The organism is Streptomyces sp. ME02-8801-2C (assembly GCF_033793965.1).
Classification (GTDB): Bacteria; Actinomycetota; Actinomycetes; order Streptomycetales; family Streptomycetaceae; genus Streptomyces.
Genome location: NZ_JARAXP010000010.1, coordinates 158084 through 174820, shown reverse-complemented (window position 1 = coordinate 174820; position 16737 = coordinate 158084). Strand labels below are relative to the sequence as shown.

General features: G+C 68.9%; 18 protein-coding genes and 1 pseudogene. 12 read left to right on the top strand and 7 right to left on the bottom strand.

Annotated features, from left to right (window positions below):
• Nucleotides 1-222: 222 nt before the first annotated feature.
• Nucleotides 223-522 (bottom strand): DUF6342 family protein, encoded by a 300-nt coding sequence (locus PV396_RS30575; RefSeq protein ID WP_319210176.1) that lies wholly within the window; start codon nt 520-522, stop codon nt 223-225.
• 325 nt (nt 523-847) lie between these two features.
• Here PV396_RS30575 and PV396_RS30570 point away from each other — a divergent pair, with 325 nt between their 5' ends.
• Nucleotides 848-1243: a hypothetical protein gene (locus tag PV396_RS30570; protein ID WP_319210174.1), complete on the top strand. Its 396-nt coding sequence runs from the start codon at nt 848-850 to the stop codon at nt 1241-1243.
• Here PV396_RS30570 and PV396_RS30565 read toward each other — a convergent pair.
• Entirely contained in the window at nt 1240-2550 is a 1311-nt protein-coding gene (locus tag PV396_RS30565) for a transposase (protein WP_319210172.1), read from the bottom strand. The genes PV396_RS30570 and PV396_RS30565 overlap by 4 nt on opposite strands.
• A 566-nt stretch (nt 2551-3116) precedes the next feature.
• On the bottom strand, nt 3117-3365 hold the full coding sequence (locus tag PV396_RS30560; RefSeq protein ID WP_319210170.1) for an ATP-binding protein: 249 nt from the start codon (nt 3363-3365) through the stop codon (nt 3117-3119).
• Nucleotides 3366-3752: 387 nt separating this feature from the next.
• Here PV396_RS30560 and PV396_RS30555 point away from each other — a divergent pair, with 387 nt between their 5' ends.
• Both PV396_RS30555 and PV396_RS30550 read left to right on the top strand, forming a co-directional pair.
• Nucleotides 3753-4607: a helix-turn-helix transcriptional regulator gene (locus PV396_RS30555; protein WP_319210168.1), complete on the top strand. Its 855-nt coding sequence runs from the start codon at nt 3753-3755 to the stop codon at nt 4605-4607.
• Nucleotides 4608-4616: 9 nt separating this feature from the next.
• Entirely contained in the window at nt 4617-4835 is a 219-nt protein-coding gene (locus PV396_RS30550; protein WP_319210166.1) for a DUF397 domain-containing protein, read from the top strand.
• Nucleotides 4836-4844: 9 nt separating this feature from the next.
• On the opposite strand, the gene PV396_RS30545 is transcribed toward PV396_RS30550, so the two are convergent.
• Complete coding sequence (locus PV396_RS30545; protein WP_319210164.1) at nt 4845-5303, bottom strand: MarR family winged helix-turn-helix transcriptional regulator; 459 nt, start codon at nt 5301-5303, stop codon at nt 4845-4847.
• A 59-nt stretch (nt 5304-5362) separates the two neighbouring features.
• Between PV396_RS30545 and PV396_RS30540 the strand changes: the two genes are divergently transcribed.
• Together PV396_RS30540 and PV396_RS30535 are read left to right on the top strand one after the other, a co-directional pair.
• The gene (locus tag PV396_RS30540) at nt 5363-5731 is read left to right on the top strand and encodes a VOC family protein (protein ID WP_319210162.1); all 369 of its coding nucleotides are present in this window, start codon (nt 5363-5365) and stop codon (nt 5729-5731) included.
• 218 nt (nt 5732-5949) lie between these two features.
• Entirely contained in the window at nt 5950-6141 is a 192-nt protein-coding gene (locus tag PV396_RS30535; RefSeq protein ID WP_319210160.1) for a hypothetical protein, read from the top strand.
• A gap of 159 nt (nt 6142-6300) precedes the next feature.
• Here the strand turns inward: PV396_RS30535 and PV396_RS30530 are convergent, their stop codons facing one another.
• The gene (locus PV396_RS30530) at nt 6301-6759 is read right to left on the bottom strand and encodes a carboxymuconolactone decarboxylase family protein (protein ID WP_319210158.1); all 459 of its coding nucleotides are present in this window, start codon (nt 6757-6759) and stop codon (nt 6301-6303) included.
• Between the two features lie 85 nt (nt 6760-6844).
• On the opposite strand from PV396_RS30530, the gene PV396_RS30525 reads away from it, so the two are divergent.
• On the top strand, nt 6845-7720 hold the full coding sequence (locus tag PV396_RS30525) for a sigma-70 family RNA polymerase sigma factor (RefSeq protein ID WP_319210156.1): 876 nt from the start codon (nt 6845-6847) through the stop codon (nt 7718-7720).
• A 113-nt stretch (nt 7721-7833) separates the two neighbouring features.
• On the opposite strand, the gene PV396_RS30520 is transcribed toward PV396_RS30525, so the two are convergent.
• The gene (locus PV396_RS30520; protein ID WP_319210154.1) at nt 7834-8316 is read right to left on the bottom strand and encodes a MarR family winged helix-turn-helix transcriptional regulator; all 483 of its coding nucleotides are present in this window, start codon (nt 8314-8316) and stop codon (nt 7834-7836) included.
• A gap of 85 nt (nt 8317-8401) precedes the next feature.
• Between PV396_RS30520 and PV396_RS30515 the strand changes: the two genes are divergently transcribed.
• The 3 genes from PV396_RS30515 (at nt 8402) to PV396_RS30505 (ending at nt 10324) form a co-directional block, all read left to right on the top strand.
• Nucleotides 8402-9274 (top strand): haloalkane dehalogenase, encoded by an 873-nt coding sequence (locus PV396_RS30515; RefSeq protein ID WP_319210152.1) that lies wholly within the window; start codon nt 8402-8404, stop codon nt 9272-9274.
• Between the two features lie 376 nt (nt 9275-9650).
• Entirely contained in the window at nt 9651-9935 is a 285-nt protein-coding gene (locus tag PV396_RS30510; RefSeq protein ID WP_319210150.1) for a hypothetical protein, read from the top strand.
• Nucleotides 9932-10324, top strand: a complete 393-nt coding sequence (locus PV396_RS30505; protein WP_319210148.1) for a type II toxin-antitoxin system VapC family toxin — start codon at nt 9932-9934, stop codon at nt 10322-10324. Before PV396_RS30510 ends, PV396_RS30505 begins: the two co-directional genes overlap by 4 nt.
• Before the next feature lie 18 nt (nt 10325-10342).
• Here PV396_RS30505 and PV396_RS30500 read toward each other — a convergent pair.
• Nucleotides 10343-10996: pseudogene (locus PV396_RS30500) on the bottom strand (ATP-binding protein); the annotation flags it as partial.
• A 189-nt stretch (nt 10997-11185) separates the two neighbouring features.
• Here PV396_RS30500 and PV396_RS30495 point away from each other — a divergent pair.
• The 3 genes from PV396_RS30495 (at nt 11186) to PV396_RS30485 (ending at nt 16722) form a co-directional block, all read left to right on the top strand.
• Nucleotides 11186-12946: a SpoIIE family protein phosphatase gene (locus PV396_RS30495; RefSeq protein WP_319210147.1), complete on the top strand. Its 1761-nt coding sequence runs from the start codon at nt 11186-11188 to the stop codon at nt 12944-12946.
• A gap of 46 nt (nt 12947-12992) precedes the next feature.
• Nucleotides 12993-13544 carry an SRPBCC family protein gene (locus PV396_RS30490; RefSeq protein WP_319210146.1) on the top strand — a complete coding sequence of 184 codons (552 nt, stop codon included), beginning with the start codon at nt 12993-12995 and terminating at the stop codon, nt 13542-13544.
• A 112-nt stretch (nt 13545-13656) separates the two neighbouring features.
• Nucleotides 13657-16722: an FG-GAP-like repeat-containing protein gene (locus PV396_RS30485; protein ID WP_319210144.1), complete on the top strand. Its 3066-nt coding sequence runs from the start codon at nt 13657-13659 to the stop codon at nt 16720-16722.
• Nucleotides 16723-16737 lie beyond the last annotated feature (15 nt).

Below are 16737 nucleotides of genomic sequence, written 5' to 3'. Positions count from 1 at the left end.
CACGACGTGACCTCCGTCTTTCGGGAGTATCACTGCCGGGAATCGATGCCGGCCTGCGACAGGTCCCCGAACGAGGCCGGAGGCTTTGCGCCAAGTCGTAGATCTGGCACCGGTGCGGGCCCGCGTGATGACACGCGGGCCCGCTTCTGAAGAATGAACGCTTCGGCGCTGTTCAGATCGGCCGACGCCCGCCGGGGACGGCGTCGCCGTCGGCCGCGTGGCTCAGTACGTCAGGTTCTTCTGGTCCGGGATCACCCGGCCGGCGATGTACAGGTCTCCGTTGGAGTCGAGAATCCCGATGATTTTCTTCTGGGTGCCGTGGTGCGTCGTGAAGTAGATCTTGTCCGCCTCCTGGCTGGTGGAGAAGTTCGTGTTCACGGACAGCTCGATGCTCACCGGCGAACTGATGAGCACGTCCTTCTTCGGCGAGGTCGGGTAGACCTGGTTCTGCCGCAGCTTGACGCGCCCGCGGGTGTCGCCTTCGTCCCAGTCCGTCGCGAGTCCGAGATCGATGTCGGGCAAGAGCTTCCCCTTTTCCCCTATGGCGGGCCGCCTCCCATCCTCCGGACCCCGCAGCGCCATTCCGCACACGGAGTCCGCCAGGACACGCCCGCTCCCCCAGTGAATGACCTTGCCTGGCCGGGTGACATACCGGGCCACCACGACCAATCGAGAAACTACATACTTCCTTCACATGCGGGCATCAAATCTACAAATACAGTCCAGAAATGATCGATGTGACCATTTTTGGCCCTTGAAGCTCGTCGGCGGAATCGACGGCCGGGCAACCGGGAGACCGGACGGAAACCGTTGGCCGCCGGGTTCTCCACTTCAGTAGCGTCCGCGCATGACCAACCAGCAGGCAACGACGACCCTTTGGCGCCCCACCGGCCCCAAGGAGCTGGACCTCGTCCGCGATCTGCACTGGCGGGCGTGGCCCCCTCGGCTTCCCGAGCAGCCGATCTTCTACCCGGTCCTCGACGAGGAGTACGCGATCCAGATCGCCCGCGACTGGAACGTGAAGCACGACGGTGCCGGGTTCGTCACGCGATTCGAGGTCGACTCGGCGTTCCTGCGCCGCTATCCCGTGCAGCAGGCCGGTGGACGAACGATCCTCGAGCTCTGGGGTCCGGCCGAGGAACTGGACGACTTCAACGCCCACATCGTCGGCGAGATCCAGTTGACATCCTCCCCCTCTAAAAGACCCCGTTGGGGATCTCTCATCCCCAACGGGGTCTTTTAGAGGGGGATTCCAGCCCATTTGGGTTGAGGTTCACGGACGCTCGACCGCTGTGTGGGCGGTGTCGTCCCTCCGGCACCGGCTGTTCGCCGGGGGCGGGGAATCCCGCCCTGTCCTGCCGCGACGTTGATACTCGCGTTGGTGTCCGCGTTGCAGGTGAAGCCGCAGGAGGAGCAGACGAACTCGGCTTGGCTCTTGCGCGAGTTCTTGTCGATCCATCCGCAGGCGCTGCATCGCAGACTCGTGTAGGGAGCGGGTACGTCTTCGACCCGGCCGGGGGCCTTGTGTTCGGTGCGCTGCCGCAGCAGCCCCCAGCCCTGAGCGAGGATGCTCCGGTTCAGCCCGGCCTTGGCCGCGCGGCCGTTCTTGAGGTACTGGCCAGGCCGGTCGGGGTCCGAGGCCGGCTTCGCCTTGGCCTTGGCGGTCATCGTCTTGATGTTCAGCTTCTCGAACCGCACCAGGTCGTATGTCCGGGCGAGCATGGTTGAGGTCTTCTCGCACCAGTCCTTGCGCCGGTCGGCTTCGCGGGCCTTGAGCCGGGCGACCTTCGCATACTCGGCCGTCTTTCGGTCACTTCCCTTCGGGGCCCGTGCCGCCCGGCGCTGATGCTTGCGGATCTGTGCGCGCTCTTTGACCGTGAGCTGGGGGCAGTTGAGGGTGCGACCGTCCGACAGTGCGGCCGTGATCTTCACGCCTCGGTCGATGCCGATGACCTCACCCGTACCCGGCGCGTTGACCGGGTCGGGGATTACGGCGAACGCCACATACCACTGGCCGTTCCTGAGGGTGACACGGAACGTCTTTGCCGACGGGAGCTCGGTGCGGGTGAGGCGGAAGCGGACCCAGCCGCAGCCGGGCACCTTGACCTGCGCCCACCGCCGGTTGAGTTTCTGTACCACGACGGAGCGGCCCATGACCTGCTTGCCGGTCTTCGCGTTCAGCTTCGGCGTGCCGTCCGCTTCGAACTCCGGCACGCGGTCGGTCCCGATCACCCGGAAGCCCTCGTGCCGGTACTTCTTACGCCAGGTCGGCTCACCGAACCCGGCGGTGAACTTGGCATTCTTGGCTTTGGCGAAGTCCTTCAGTGCCTGCTGCTGAACGTCGGCGTTCCCGGCGGCCAGCCATGTGCTGTCGCGCCGAGCATCGGTGAGCTGGCGGCACTGCTCGGCGAAGCCGGGCGCGGACTTGCGGCCCTTGCGCCAGTGCGAGTGCTGCTCGACAGCCAGGTTCCAGACGAACCGGGCGTGCGCGCAGTGCGACAGCATCTGCTGCTCCTGCTCACGCGTCGGGTACATCCGGAAACGACTCATGCACCCATTGTGGGTGCACTTTGGGTTCATAGTCAAACCCGATTCGGTCTACTCTGGGTGCATGGTGAATTTCAATCTCCGACTCCCCGATGACCTCCACGCGGCCGTCAAGGCAGCGGCTCAGCGCGACGGGCGCTCCGCCCACGGGCAAATGCTGTGGTACCTGCGCCAAGCGGTCGAGTCCTCCGAGACGCCGGATCGCCCTGACGGCGATCCGGCTACCCCCGCCCCGCTACGCGGGAGCGGGCATTCACCCCGGCCCTGAAGGACCAGGCACCCTGCCTGAAGGCGCACGACCTCGTCGTACGGAACCCGGTACACAGGGCGGGGCGGAATCCGTTCGGGCGGCTGCCGCCCGCAGTCCTCGTCGGGCAGGAGCGGCAGGCCGCCGGCGTGCGGTGTATGCCGGTGGCGGTGCCAGCGGCGCCAACGGGCTTGGTGGGGGCTGGGCAGGGTCCAGACGTACGGGTCCGGGGTACGCGGTGGCCGGGTGAGTGCGGGCAGGGCCTGCGGGACCGGTCGGCGGGGGCGGAGTAGGGCCGCGAGCCTGGTGGCCAGTCGGGCCGTCAGCCTGAACATGCGGGGGCGACTTCCGGCAGCGGGAAGGTGGCCCAGGTGCACTTGGTGAACCGGCGCAGGTCGTATCCCCATTGGCCGGTCAGCGCCGCGATGACGGTCAACCCGCGCCCGTTCTCGTCCTGTTGACCGGCGGGGCGGGGTTTCGGGGTCTTCTCCTTGTCGGGGTCGCAGACCTCCAGCAGGAGCTGGTTGTCGTCCCGGAGAGTCAGCACCACCTCGATCAGAGCGAAGGTCACTTCGCAGTGCCGTACGGAGTTGGTGACGAAACTCCGTGGCCACGAGGGCCACGTCGTCGCCGAGTTCGGCGGGCAGACCCCAGTCGGCGAGCGCTTTTCGGACCTGGGCGCGGGCGTCGGGGACGTTTCTGGGGTGCTTGGGGATGCGGAAGGTCGTGGTGGTTGGGGTTGGGGTTGGGGTTTGGCGGGGCTCGGGCATGGCGGTGTACCCCCTGACGGGCAGTCACATTGCGCACAGTGGCGGCGCTTGACGAGGAGGCTGGCAGGCATTCACAACCAACGCAATGCAATCTATTGAATACATGCAGTCGTGTACCTCTATCGTGTGAATCAGAAGCGATGGGCTGCCCGATATGACACTGTGTCCGTCGATGGAGAGGGGGATTCATGCCCGCAGGAGGACGGCCGACCGTGCGCAGCAGGCGTCTGGGCGCCGCGCTCAAGAAGTACCGGCAGGCCTCGAAACTCGACCAGCCGCAGGCGGCCGAGGTGATTGCGACAAGTCAGGCCAGGATCAGCCGCATTGAGAGCGGCCACACGAGTGCGCGCGTCATCGACGTCAGGCTGTTGCTCGATGCCTACGGCGTGACCGACGAGGAAGTCCGCGACAGGCTCGAGGGGTTGGCCAAGCAGTCGCACCGGCGCGGCTGGTGGCTCGAACACGCCGACCATCTGCGGCCGGACTACCTCGACCACATCGCGCTGGAGGACGATGCGACACATATCCGGGAGTGGCAGCCGTCCCTGGTTCCCGGCCTCCTGCAAACCCCTGCCTACGCGGAAGCGATCATCTCGGCGAGCCCCAACTACATTGCTCCCGCGCGGGTTGCCCAGCTGGTGAAGGTGCGCGAAGAGCGGCAGGCGAAGATCGAGGAGGGCGGGTCGACGTACACCGCCATCCTCTGGGAGACGGTCATCGCGCACCCGTTGGTGAGTGCGGAGATCCACCAGCAGCAACTGGCCGCGGTCCTCGAGATCGGTAAGCGGAAGAACGTCACCGTGCAGGTGTTGCCGTTCAGCGCCGGCGTGCTGGCGACTTCGACCTCCGCCTTCTCCACCTTCAGCTTTGAGCCGGAGCCGACGGTTGAAGCGGTCACGTTGGACAACCTGCGGGGCGCGTCGGTCCTTGAAGGGGCGGAGGATCTCGCGGCTTACGCCAATGTGTACGACCTACTACGATCGTCAGCACTGGCACCGGACGCGAGTGCGAGGCTCATCCGGGGCGCACTGCGGAGCAGTTAGGAAGACACAGTGACCGAGGTTGTGGGCCCCTTCCGGAAGTCGTCGCACTCCGGCGCGGAGAACAACTGCGTCGAAGTCGCCCCCACCATCATCGGCGGCCAAGCCATACGCGACAGCAAGCACCGGGCCGGCGGCCCGATACTCACCTTCGCCCCCGGCGGCTGGCAGGCCTTCCTGGTCGGCGCCAAGTCCACGGCGTTCAGCCGGTCCACGCCCCGCCGGCCCTAATCGCGCGGGCTACGCGCCGTCGTTGTCGTCGCGCAGGGAGCGGATCATGCTCTTCATGATCCGGAACGCGCCCGCGCGCTCGGCCTCCGTCATGCCCGACAGCATTCTGACCTCGACCGACCGGACCGCCGCGCTCGCCTTCTCGAGGTTCTGTCGGCCACGAGGGGTGAGCTGTGTGGGAAGCACCTTCCCTACGGGTGCCTTCGCCGGCCTGGTCACATACCCCTCTCGCTCCAGGTTCTGGAGCAGCACGTTCATCGACTGCCGTGTCACGAACGCGCCCCGCGCGAGCTCGGAGTTCGACAAACCCGGTCGTTGAGCCAGCAGTTCGAGGCACGAGTAGTGCGTCACGGTCATCCCGAGGGGCCGCAGCACCTCCTCCATGGCCGCGCGAAGGGCGCTCGACGCCTCTTTCAGCAGGTAGCCCAGTGACGTCTCCAGGTCGATGCCCTCACCCTTTTGACTCATGTCAGCATTCTGACATAGCTTGGTGCGTGTCAGGAAGCTGACACGACCAGAGGAGCACCATGCCCGCCACCGGCCCCGACTTCATCTCGCTCCAAGCGCGCGACCTCGACGCTTCGCAGGCGTTCTACGAGCAGTACCTCGGCCTCGTCCGCTCACCGGCCGGGCCTCCGCACGCCGTCGTCTTCGAGACGAAGCCGATCGCGTTCGCACTCCGCGACATCGTCCCCGGCACCGACCTCGCGTCCGTCGAGCAGCCGGGCATCGGTGCCGCGATCTGGCTGCACGCCACAGACGTCCAGGCCATTCACGACGCTCTCGCAGCCGACGGTCACACCATCGTCTCCGCACCGACCGACGGCCCCTTCGGCCGCACCTTCACCTTCGCCGACCCCGACGGTTACCGGATCACTCTCCACGATCGCACCTGACCGGAATTCAGCCACCTGCAAGAAACTTCGAGGCGGGCCTCCGAGACCGTCGCCCGGAGGCCCGCCCTATGTGCCGTTCAGTCGCCCGTCAGTCCGGTCGTACCGGGGGCCCGATCGACGATGTGTGCCAATGCCTCCTGCGTGCTCTCGCCATACGGGGCCAGGAACGCGTCGTAGGCGCCGTACATGCGGCCTCCTTCGTCCACGAGGAGGACGAGGTGACGTTGCAGAAAGTGCCGTCGGTACTCAGCATGAAGGACTGGGTCGTCGCGTCCGACGTGCAGGTCTTCAGGGTGATCGCCGAGCCGCTCGCCGTACCGGCAGCGCTGACGCACTTGGCGAGGTCCGTCAGCTTGCCGAGCTCCGCCGATCGGACCGACCGAGGCCGTGCGGCCGTCCTACGCTGCTGACGTGACCGCTGCATTCGAACCTGACCGCTTGGGAGGCCGTGCCCGGGCCGCGCACCCCGAGGGCAAACCGGCTACGGCCCCGGGGTGAGGAGCTGGGCCCCGATCCCCCGACGGATTCGGTCACCACTGCTCGGTCAGTGGGTAGGAGCCACGCTGGGCTCAGCCCCAGGTCTGGCCGGCCGGTTCCTTGACGGTGCGGTTGATCCGGTTGAAGAAGTTGGTCAGCGCGATCTCCAGGTTGATCGCGCCGATCTGTTCCTCGGTGAAATGGGCGTTGACCTCTTCCCAGATCTCGTCGGTGACGCCCTCCGCACCGTCCTGCAGCCGGGTGGCGCCCTCGGTCAGCGCCAGTGCCGCGCGCTCCGCATCGGTGTAGAGCGGCGCTTCGCGCCACGCCGTCACGTTGTGCAGCCGCTCATCGGTCTCACCGGCCTTCTTCCCTCCGGTGACACTGGCGTAGACGCACGCCGAGCAGCCGTTGATCTGGCTCGCCCGCAGGTGGACCAGCGTCAGCAGCTTCGGGTCGACGCCTCCGGCGGCGATCGCCTTGTGGAGGTGACTGATCGCAGTCCACAGGTCGGGGTTGTTCGTTTTCTTGTTCTTGAGCCGGTTCTCCATGTGAAAGTGCTCCTTGATCCGGGTTACGTTCCGGGGCTTGTGCCCGTCACCCCTATGACGGAGCAGCTTCGAGAGAGGTAACAACATGTCCGGCACCCATCCCACGGATCCGATCGTCGGCGCCTTCGAGGCCCATCGCGACCGGCTCCGAGGCGTCGCCTACCGCGTGCTCGGATCACACGCCGACGCGGAAGACGTGGTCCAGGAGGCATGGCTGCGTCTCTCCCGCCAGGACACCGGCACCATCGACAACCTCGGCGGCTGGCTGACCACCGTGGTCGGCCGCATCAGCCTTGATGTCCTCCGGTCGGGCCGGACCCGCCCGGAGATCTCCTTGGACGACCAGCTGTCCGAAGTCACCGTGACACTGGCTGATGCGCCCGCTCCGGAAGAGCTCGTGGCGCTGGGGGATTCCGTGGGCCTCGCGCTCCTGACGGTCCTCGACTCGCTGCGTCCGGACGAGCGGCTGGCGTTCGTACTGCACGACGTGTTCGCCGTGCCTCACGGGGAGATAGGCACGATTCTCGGCAAGTCCACCGACGCGACCAAGATGCTCACCAGCCGCGCCCGCCGGAAGGTGCGGAACGCCCAGCAGCCGACGAGCACCGGACGGCAGCGGCGCGAGGTGGTCCAAGCCTTCCTGGCCGCGGCCGGCGCCGGGCAGTTCGAGCAGCTGCTGGAGGTTCTTCACCCCGAGGTGAAGTTCACCGTCCACACGCCGAACGGCACGTTCGTCACGCTCGGAGCCACCGAAGTCGCCACCCGCGCAAGAGTGGCCGCCGGGGCGGCACGGGGGCATGCGGCGACCGTCAACGGTCTCCCCGGCGTCATCTCCTGGAGTGAGGACGGCACCCCGCTCTCCCTCCTCGCCTTCACTGTCGCCGCCGGTCGTATTACCGAGATCACCGCCGTGACCGACCCGGCCGAACTCGCGCTCATGGACCTGCCGGACCCGGTGTGACTCCCTGCCGGCGACGGCCGCTCGGTCCGTGCCGGATGCTTCGGAGAGCTCGCGGCGGTCGAAGACCTGCCACTCGTCATGGTCTTCGATCCGGGTGAGGGCGCGTGGCTCGTTCATCTGTGCTGGTCGTGGTGGTGCACGAGGACAGTGAGGAGTCGGGCCAACTGCTCGCGCTCCGGCGGCGTGAGTGGCGCGAGCACCTCGCTCTCCGCCTGGGCCAGCAGTTTGTCGAGCTTCAGCAGTTGCCGGTGGCCCTGCCGGGCGAGGGTAATGACGTTCTGTCGGCGGTCGGCGGGGTTGGGCACGCGTTCCACCTGTTCGCGGTCGACCAACTCGTTGATGACGGCGACCATGTCACTGCGGTAGATCCCGGTGCGGGAGACCAGCTCTGCCTGGCTTGCGGGTCCGAACTCGTCCAGCGTGGCGAGTACCGCGTAATGCCACTTGCGGGCGTCCGCCCACACCAGCTTCTCGTTCACCAAACGGTCCGACTGGATCGCGGCCAGCGACAGGAGCCGGGTCCGCAGATTCCGCAACCGTGCCGCAGTTGCCTGCCTGTCGGCCGAGCGAGCTGTGTCGGGCACGTAGTTGCTCATACCCGCATCCCTTGCGTTAGTCACACTAACAAAATACTGTACCCGGCGATGGAATGTTAGTGGGACGAACCAATTGGAGGCCGTCATGCCGGTGGCGCACGTGCTGGACTCGACGATGTTCTACGAGGAGGCCGGCAGCGGCACCCCCTTCGTCTTTCTGCACGGCAACCCCAGCTCATCCCACCTGTGGCGCAAGGTGCTGCCCGAAATCGACCTGCCCGCCCGGCTGCTCGCCCCGGACCTGATCGGCATGGGCCGCTCCGGCAAACCCGACGTGCCGTACCGGTTCGCCGACCACGCACGCTACGTGGACGACTGGTTCGACCGGCTGGGCCTGGACGGGGTGGTGCTCGTCGGCCACGACTGGGGCGGCGCACTCGCCTTCGACTGGGCGACTCGCCACCCTGACCGGATCCGCGGTATGGCCTTCTTCGAAACCATCGTTCGGCCGATGTCCTGGAGCGAGCTGGGCGACGGACCGCGCTCGCGCGCCCAGGCCATGCGCGGCCCCAAGGGCGAAACGCTAGTACTGGATCACAACGCCTTCCTGGAGTCGGCCTTCACCGGCGGTGTGCTGAACCCGGTCGGCGAGGCGGACATGCAGGTCTACCGGGCGCCTTACACCACTCGGGAAAGCCGTCGCCCGGTGCTGGAGTGGGCACGCTCACTACCGCTGGACGGGCAGCCGACCGATGTCACCGAACGGGTTGAGCAGTACGTCACATGGCTGGCCGGCAGCGGCAGGGTCCCCAAATTGCTCCTCACCTTCGACTCCTCGCCCACCTTGCTGGTCGGCAAAGAGATGGCCGAATGGTGCGCGGAGAACATTGCCGCGCTGGAAATCCGGCACTGCGGACCGGCCGGCCACCACGCACCCGAGGACCAACCCCAGGCAATCGCCGACGCGATCGGCGCATGGGCCCGGCGGCACACTCTGACTGGCGACCGACGGCGCTGATCACACGGATCTGTCGATGGAGGTGACTCGATTGTCAGGCAAGCCACCGGGGTCCGCAACCCGGACCCGGTCGAGCGCGGCATCGCACGCCTCACGTCCTGACGCGTCGGCCGCCGCTCCAGGGAGGCAAGGCGATCACCCTGGGGAGGGGGGACTGAGCGTTTTCAGCGTTGCCGCTCCAACGGCGTCCCCGACATCTGGGCCCACATGAGCGACGGCAGCGTCCGGCTCTATGCCGGGGCCCCTCGGGGCTCGGCGGGTACACGACCGTGATCGGCAACTGGCGGGGGAAGCTCGCGTTCGGGTGAGCCCGAAGACGCCGGGTCAGCAGGAGATGAGACAGGAGAAATAACAAATCTTTTGTTAAAGTGACGTCATGGGTACACCCCCCTCCGAATCCCCCGCCCCCGGCGAAGGCCCCGTCCGCCCGGTCTCCGTCTCCCTTCACGAGGGCACGATCGCCGCCCTCAAGGAGCGGACCGGCAAACGAGGCATGTCCGCCTACGTCGAAGCCCTCATCCAGCGCCAGCTGGAACGGGACCGGCTGCGTGAGCTGATCGAGGACGCCGAGGCCGGACACGGGCCCGTTGACCAGGCCGCCGTCGATGCCAAGCGGGCGCTGCTGCGCGGAGACACGGCCGGCTCGGTGGACGCCGCGTGAGCGGCACGCTCGTCCTGGACTGCGAGGGCCTGTCCAAGCTCGTACGACGCACGCCCGAACTCACCGAGTGGCTCGCCGCAGCCGAGGCCGAGGACATCCGCGTCGTCACCAGCTCCGTCACCCTCGTCGAGGCCCGCGACCCCAGGACCAACCAGGCCCGCTTCGACTACGCCGTCTCCCGCGTCAACATCGTCCCGCCCACCGAAGCCATCGCCCGTCACGCGAGCAGACTCCTCGCCGCGGCGGGACTGCACGGCCACAAGTACGCCCTCGACGCCCTCGTCGCCGCCACCGCCCTCGCCTCACCTGCCCCGGTGACCGTCCTGACCTCGGACCCCGAGGACCTCCTCATGCTCTGCGGCACGGGTGCCCGCGTGATCAAGATTTGACGGCGTCCGCTCCTGGCGTCAACTGCCGTAAAGCGTGGGCAGGTCGACCAGGAGGACATCGTCACGGCGTTCGGCTAGGTCGACCAGGTCCGGGTAGAAGCCGAGCAGGGAGTACAGGGCCAGGGCGGTCGTGGCGGTGTCGTACCCCTGGCCTGCGAGCAGGGCACGGATGTGTTCCAGACGCTCCAGATCGCCGGGCCCCCGGCGGGCGGCGGTCGTCTTGGCCTCTCCCAGCAGGGCGATCCTCGCGCGGGGAGCCTGCGGGCGTTCGCCGGCGGCCAGGGCGATGACGTCGACCTCGTGCTTCGTGCGGGCGGTCCGGTCGGCGACCTCGGTGGTGCCGACCGGACCGGGTAGTCCGGCCGGCAGCAGGGCGTGACCGTAGCGGCGGGTGAAGCCGCGGGCCAGGTCCTCGAAGTGGGGGCCGAGGATCTTGGAGTTGAAGGTCGGGGCGGCCTGCTGCCACACCTGCCCGGCGAAACCCTGCTCCACGGCGGCGGCCTGCGGGAGGGTGACGAGCTGGTTGAAGCGGATGACCGGGTCGGCCAGAGTGATGACGGGGTGACGGGAGCGGAGGATGTCCTGTTCCCGGCGGATGTAGCCGGTCGATTCCAGCACTCCGAGAGGGTGTGCGACGGCGTTGCGCGGGCGCTCCAGGGCGGCGCCGATCTTGCGGACACATCGACTACGACGGAATGCGTCTAACTCTACTTCGACTGTTTTCGTCCCACTGGAGTTGGACATTATTGAGCGCGAGGCGTCTGCGTCCTGGGCCCGCGCCGCTCGGAAATCGTGGGCACCCGGGAGGATGCCTCCACGCCTCCACATGCGCTCACAGCCCAGCCATGGTCGGATGCTGGAGTGGACCGGCAGCGGGCCGGCGACGAGGGCGCGGGCAAGGGTGAGAGCGACGCCACCGGCGTGGCGCCGCCGGAAGGTGATCCCGCGTTCTGGCTCGCCTGGTCCACGCGGGTCCACGAGCTGCTGAGCCAGGTTCTCGACGGGACCCCGGCGGCCATCGCCGTCCTCGACACCGAGCTGCGCTTCCGGTACGTCAACGACACCCTGGCCCGGATGAACGGCGTACCGGCCGACGAGCACCTCGGCCGGACCGTCGCCGAGGTCGTCCCCGGCGTCGAGGCGGGCGAGGACGTACTGCGTGCCGTCCTCGCCGACGGCGTCGCCCGCGAGACGATCTCCAGCGGTCACACCCAGGCCGACTCCTCGCTGGAGCGCCGCTACTGGCACGGCGCCTACCACCGGCTGAGGCAGGACGGCCGCACCCTGGGGATCGTCGGCATCGTGCTGGAGATCACGGCCGCCCGCCAGGAGCAGCGGGAGCTGGAGCGGGCCCGCGAGCGGCTCACTCTGCTCGACGAGGCCGCCACCCGCGTCGGTACCACCCTGGACATGGACACCACCTGCCAGGAGCTGGCCGAGTTCCTGGTGGCGAAGCTCGCCGACGCCGCCACCGTGAAGGTCCTGCCCGAGCACGGCACCAGCCGGGCGCCCCGCGACGGATCGCTGCGGCTGCGCCGGGTCGCGCTGGCGGCGACGCCCGAGCTGGAGCCCGCCATACGGTCCCTGGGCCGGCCCGGCGAGTACGTCGACCACCAGCCCGGCTCGTCCCTCGCCCGCTGTCTCGCGGACGGACGTCCGGTGATCGACGACCTGACGGACGAGCGGCACGTCGACTGCGCCGAGTCCCACACCGGCGACGTCTCCGCCTACATGGCCGCCGGTATCCACTCCGCCCTGATAGTGCCGCTGACCGCGCGCGGCCACGACGTGGGCACCGTCACCATGATGCGAGCGGGCGCCTCGCCCCTGTTCGACGAGACCGACGCCGTGATCGCCCAGGACCTGGCCGGCCGGGCCGCCATCAGTCTCGACAACGCCCGCCGCTACACCACCGAGCACAACGCCGTCGTCCAGCTCCAGCGCGCCCTGCTGGCCGAGCCGGGGCGCCCGCACCCGGACGTCGATGTCGCCTACCGCTACCGGCCCGCCGGGCGGGGTGTGCTCGTCGGCGGTGACTGGTTCGAGACCGTCGCCCTCGACGACGGACGTACGCTGCTGGCCCTCGGCGACGTGATGGGGCACGGGCTGGAGGCCGCCGTCGCGATGAGCCGCTACCAGGCGATGCTGCGCGTCGTCGCCGCCCGGGAACCCGGCCCCGACCGCATCCTGCTCGAACTCGACCACCTCCTCCACACCACCGCCGCCGACCGTCCCGCCACCTGCGTGATCGCCATCGCCGACCCGCGCCGGGGCATCTGCACCTACGCCAGCGCCGGACATCTGCCCCCGGTCCTCTTCCGCCCCGACGGCCGGGCCACCCTCCTGCCCGTACCGCCAGGACCGCCCCTGGGCACCGGCCACAGCCGCTACGACGCCCTCACGACCCCCTGCGAGCCGGGCCACACCCTGCTCCTCTACACCGACGGCCTGATCGAACGCCGCCACGAGGACATCGACGCCTCCCTGCGCCGCCTCACCCGCGTCCGCGGCTGCCCGGCCCCCGAGGACCTCCTCGACCAGGTCCTCGACCAGGTCGCCCCCGCCGACCCGGAGGACGACATCGCGCTGGTCGCCGCCAGGTACGACCGGACCGGCGACTAGGATTCCGCGCGGTCAGGAGAGGCGACGAGAGGGAGCGGGAAGTCACATGGGAGCGGATGAAGTGGGCCAGGCGCAGCAGACGGACAAGGCGGGTCAGGCTGAGTCGGCGGATCAGGTGCGGCAGGCCGAACGGCTCGAGGCGAGCCGTGTCATAGCCGCGTCGCCGGCCCGGATATTCGCCCTGCTCTGCGATCCCGCCGGGCATGTGGCGATCGACAGCTCGGGCATGCTCCAGAGCGCCGACGGCGACCCCGTGTGCGCGGCCGGGGACTCGTTCGTCGTCCACATGGACCGCGAGGCGCTGGGCGACCGGCCGCTGGGCCGCTACGACGTCACCGTGGAAATCACCCGGTTCGAACAGGACATCCTCATCGAGTGGACCCCGACGTCTCCCCGCCTCCAGCCCTCCGTCAACCACCACTACGGCTACCGCCTGAGCCCCCTCGCCGACGGCACGGGCACCGAGGTGACCTCGTACTACGACTGGAGCCGCATCCACGAGCGGTACCGGGCCGCCGGCATCTTCCCCCTCCTCCAGGAATCGGCGCTGCGGGCCACGCTGGGGATCCTCGCGCGGACCGTCGAACGCCAGGTTTGACCAGTACCTGACCTGGGGGCGTGGGGCTGGGCGTGGGGCTGCTGTTAGTTTTGGGGCACTTGTGTGGGGGACAGCCGGAGGGCTGGACCAACTTCTCGTCCAGGAGCCTCAGTTGGCCCGTCGTGCCGCTGCCCGTGGTGTCATAGCCGCCTTCGCCGTTCTCACCGTGACCGCCGGCCCGGGTCCGCTCTCCGTGCCTGCCGGCGCGGAGAGCGCCGTCGCGGCGCCGGACACGGTCTTCCAGTCGAACCGGTACGTCCCGCGCGCGGACCAGCTGTACTCCGCCGGCCCGAGCGGCTACCTCCACGCGCAGGAGGGCAGCTCGGGGTACCTCTGGACGTCGTACGCCACCGGTGCGACCACCGAGTTGGGCGATCTCGCCCGGCTCGACCTCCCGGCGTACCTCGGCTCGTCCTCCGACACCGTGGCCGACGTCGTCTCGCCCACCGAGAAGGTCGTCCTGCGGGACATGGCCGCCGGTACCGCCACGGACGTCGCCATCACCCACGGCCGGTACCTTGCCACGTTTGGCACTCATGTGCTGACGCAGGCTCAGGATGCCGACGGCAGCCGGGTGTTGTGGCTGTACGGCGGTGACGGGGAGCCCGCCGAGGGGACTGTCGTCGACGGCTGGCCCACCGGAATCACCGCCAACTTCGGCGTCCTGGGCGGCGACAGCGGCACCGCCGTCATCGGCTACGCCCTCGGAGGCAAGCGGCACCTGGCGCTGGTGGACCTGGCCGCAGCGAAGGTCACCGGCGATGTCGTCGTGTCCGCCGCTCCGACGGCCGTCGTCCTGAGCGCCGACCGGCTGGTCTGGTACGCGTCCGGCACGACCGCCCATGTCCTGGCCCGCGCCGACCTGTCCGCCGCCGAGACGACGGTGACGCTGCCGGGCACGGTGGGCACCCCCTACCTGGGCATCGCGGGCCGCTGGCTGGTGATCGCCCGTTCCCCGTCGTCGGCCGGCGACATGGCCGACCTGTCCGGCCAGCGACTCATGGCCGTCCCCTTCGCGGGCGGCGCCCCGCTCACTCTGCTGCGGCACGCGGCCACCTCGCTCACCCCGACACCCGACGGCGGCCTGCTGGTCGCGGGCGGCGCCGACTCGGGGCACTGGGCGGTACGGAGGATCGCCGACACGGGGGCGAGCGCGCCGGCGCTGACGCAGGTGACCGCCGTTCCGCCGGTGGCCGCGAGGATCGACCGGCTGTCGCTGCAGAACGGCAACCTCGCCACCGACGAGGCCGACGGCAGCTTCATGGGCGCCTTCTTCTCCCGGCGGGTCTCGACCTCCGGGACGTCGTACACGCCGAGCGCGCCGACCTGGCGGTACTGGGACGACATCGGGACCGGCCCGTACTCCACCGGCGACGGCCGTGCGGTGACGTTCACCGCCGACTCCGATCCCGTCGGGTCGTCCGTCCGATCCATCGACAACACCGACGACGCGGGGTTCTTCTATCTGACCTCGGCCGCCGGGAAGATCCTGGACGTCACTGGCCGTTACGCCGTCGTCAACGGCTCCTCCCCCGCCAAGCAGTACGTCGGGGATCTCGGCGTTCACACCGACCTCAAGCCGATCCTCACCCGTTCCGTCTCCGCCGCCTCCGTGTGGGGGACCCGGCTGTGGACCCCGGGAACGACCAAGGGCGTCGTCACCGCCCGGGACCTGAAGACCGGCAGGACCACCGACACGGTCAGCACCAATGCCCCCTGCGTTCCCAAGGAACTGCAGACGGTCGGCCGCTGGGTCTACTGGTCGTGCGGCCCGACCGCCTCGGCCGGTGTCTGGGACCGTACGGCGAAGAAGAACATCCCCGTCCCGTCCGGCGAGGCCCTGCTCGGCGACGGCTACCTCGTACGCCACGACACCTCGGCCGGGGCTCTCCTCCTCACCGACTTCGCCGACGGCAGCCCGGCCACGCGGAGGATCGGTGACCTGGCGGCCGGCAACTCCAGCCTGCGCGGGGTGACTTGGACCGTCGACAAGTTCGGCGGACCCGCGGCCTACGTCGACGCGGAGCACCGGATCCATCTGGTGCCCAGCGGGGTCGCCACCCAGCCGCTCGGCGTCATCGAGTCCGAGGTGAGCGACAACGCCTCGGAGAGCGGCGCGAGCACCAACCCGTGGTGGCAGTGGCGCGGACTGCTCTCCAAGCCCGCGGCCTCCTGGACAGCCACGTTCACCAGCAGGGCGACGGGTGCCGTGGTGCGTACGCTCACCGGCGGCGAGGTCGACGGCAACCTGACCGCGCGGTGGAACCTCCGCACCACGGCGGGCGCGCTCGTGCCCAACGGGGCGTACACGCTCAAGGTGACGGCACGGCCGGCCGACAGGTCCGGCGCCCCGCTGGCGGTGTCCCAGACGGTGAACGTCTCCGTCGGGGCTGCCGTACGCCACGACTTCAGCAACAACGGCACCTGGGCGCCGGACGGGATCGGCGACCTCCTCACCCTCTCGTCGTCCGGTGTCGTCAGCTACCGGCCCGGCACCGGCAAGGGCACGTTCGGCTCCGCCATGTCGGCCGGGGGCTGGCCCTCGTCGGTGACACTGGTCCCGTTCGGCGACCTGAACGGCGACCGTCGCAACGACATCCTCGTACGGTTCGGCAACGGCGAGCTGCGGGCGTACCGGACGATGCGCGGGCAGGCCTTCACCACCGGAACCCCGCACATCTCCCTGGGCACCGGCTGGAACCAGTACAACCTGCTGACCTCCCCGGGTGACATCACCGGCGACGGCCGCCCGGACCTGATCGCCCGCAAGGCGTCGACGGGCGAGCTGTTCCTCTACAAGGGCACGAGCGCGGGCAAGCTGTCGGCGCGTGTGCGTATCGCGGCGAACTGGTCCGGCTACAAGAAGATCGTGGGCGTCGGCGACTTCAACGGCGACGGCCGCGGCGACCTGCTGGCCCAGGACAGGTCCAACATCCTGTGGCGGTACGACGGCAACGGCACCGGCGGCTTCAGGGCCCGGGTGAAGGTCGCCGTCAACTGGGGCTCGAGCTACAACACCGTCATCGGCGTCGGCGACATCACCGGCGACGCGAAGGCGGACGTCGTCTCCCGCGACACGGCGGGCAACCTGTGGCGCAACTCCGGCAACGGCAAGGGGGCGCTCGGGCCGCGTACGAGGATCGCGACGGGCTGGCAGGCGTACAAGGGCGTGTACTGACCTGACCTGGCCTGA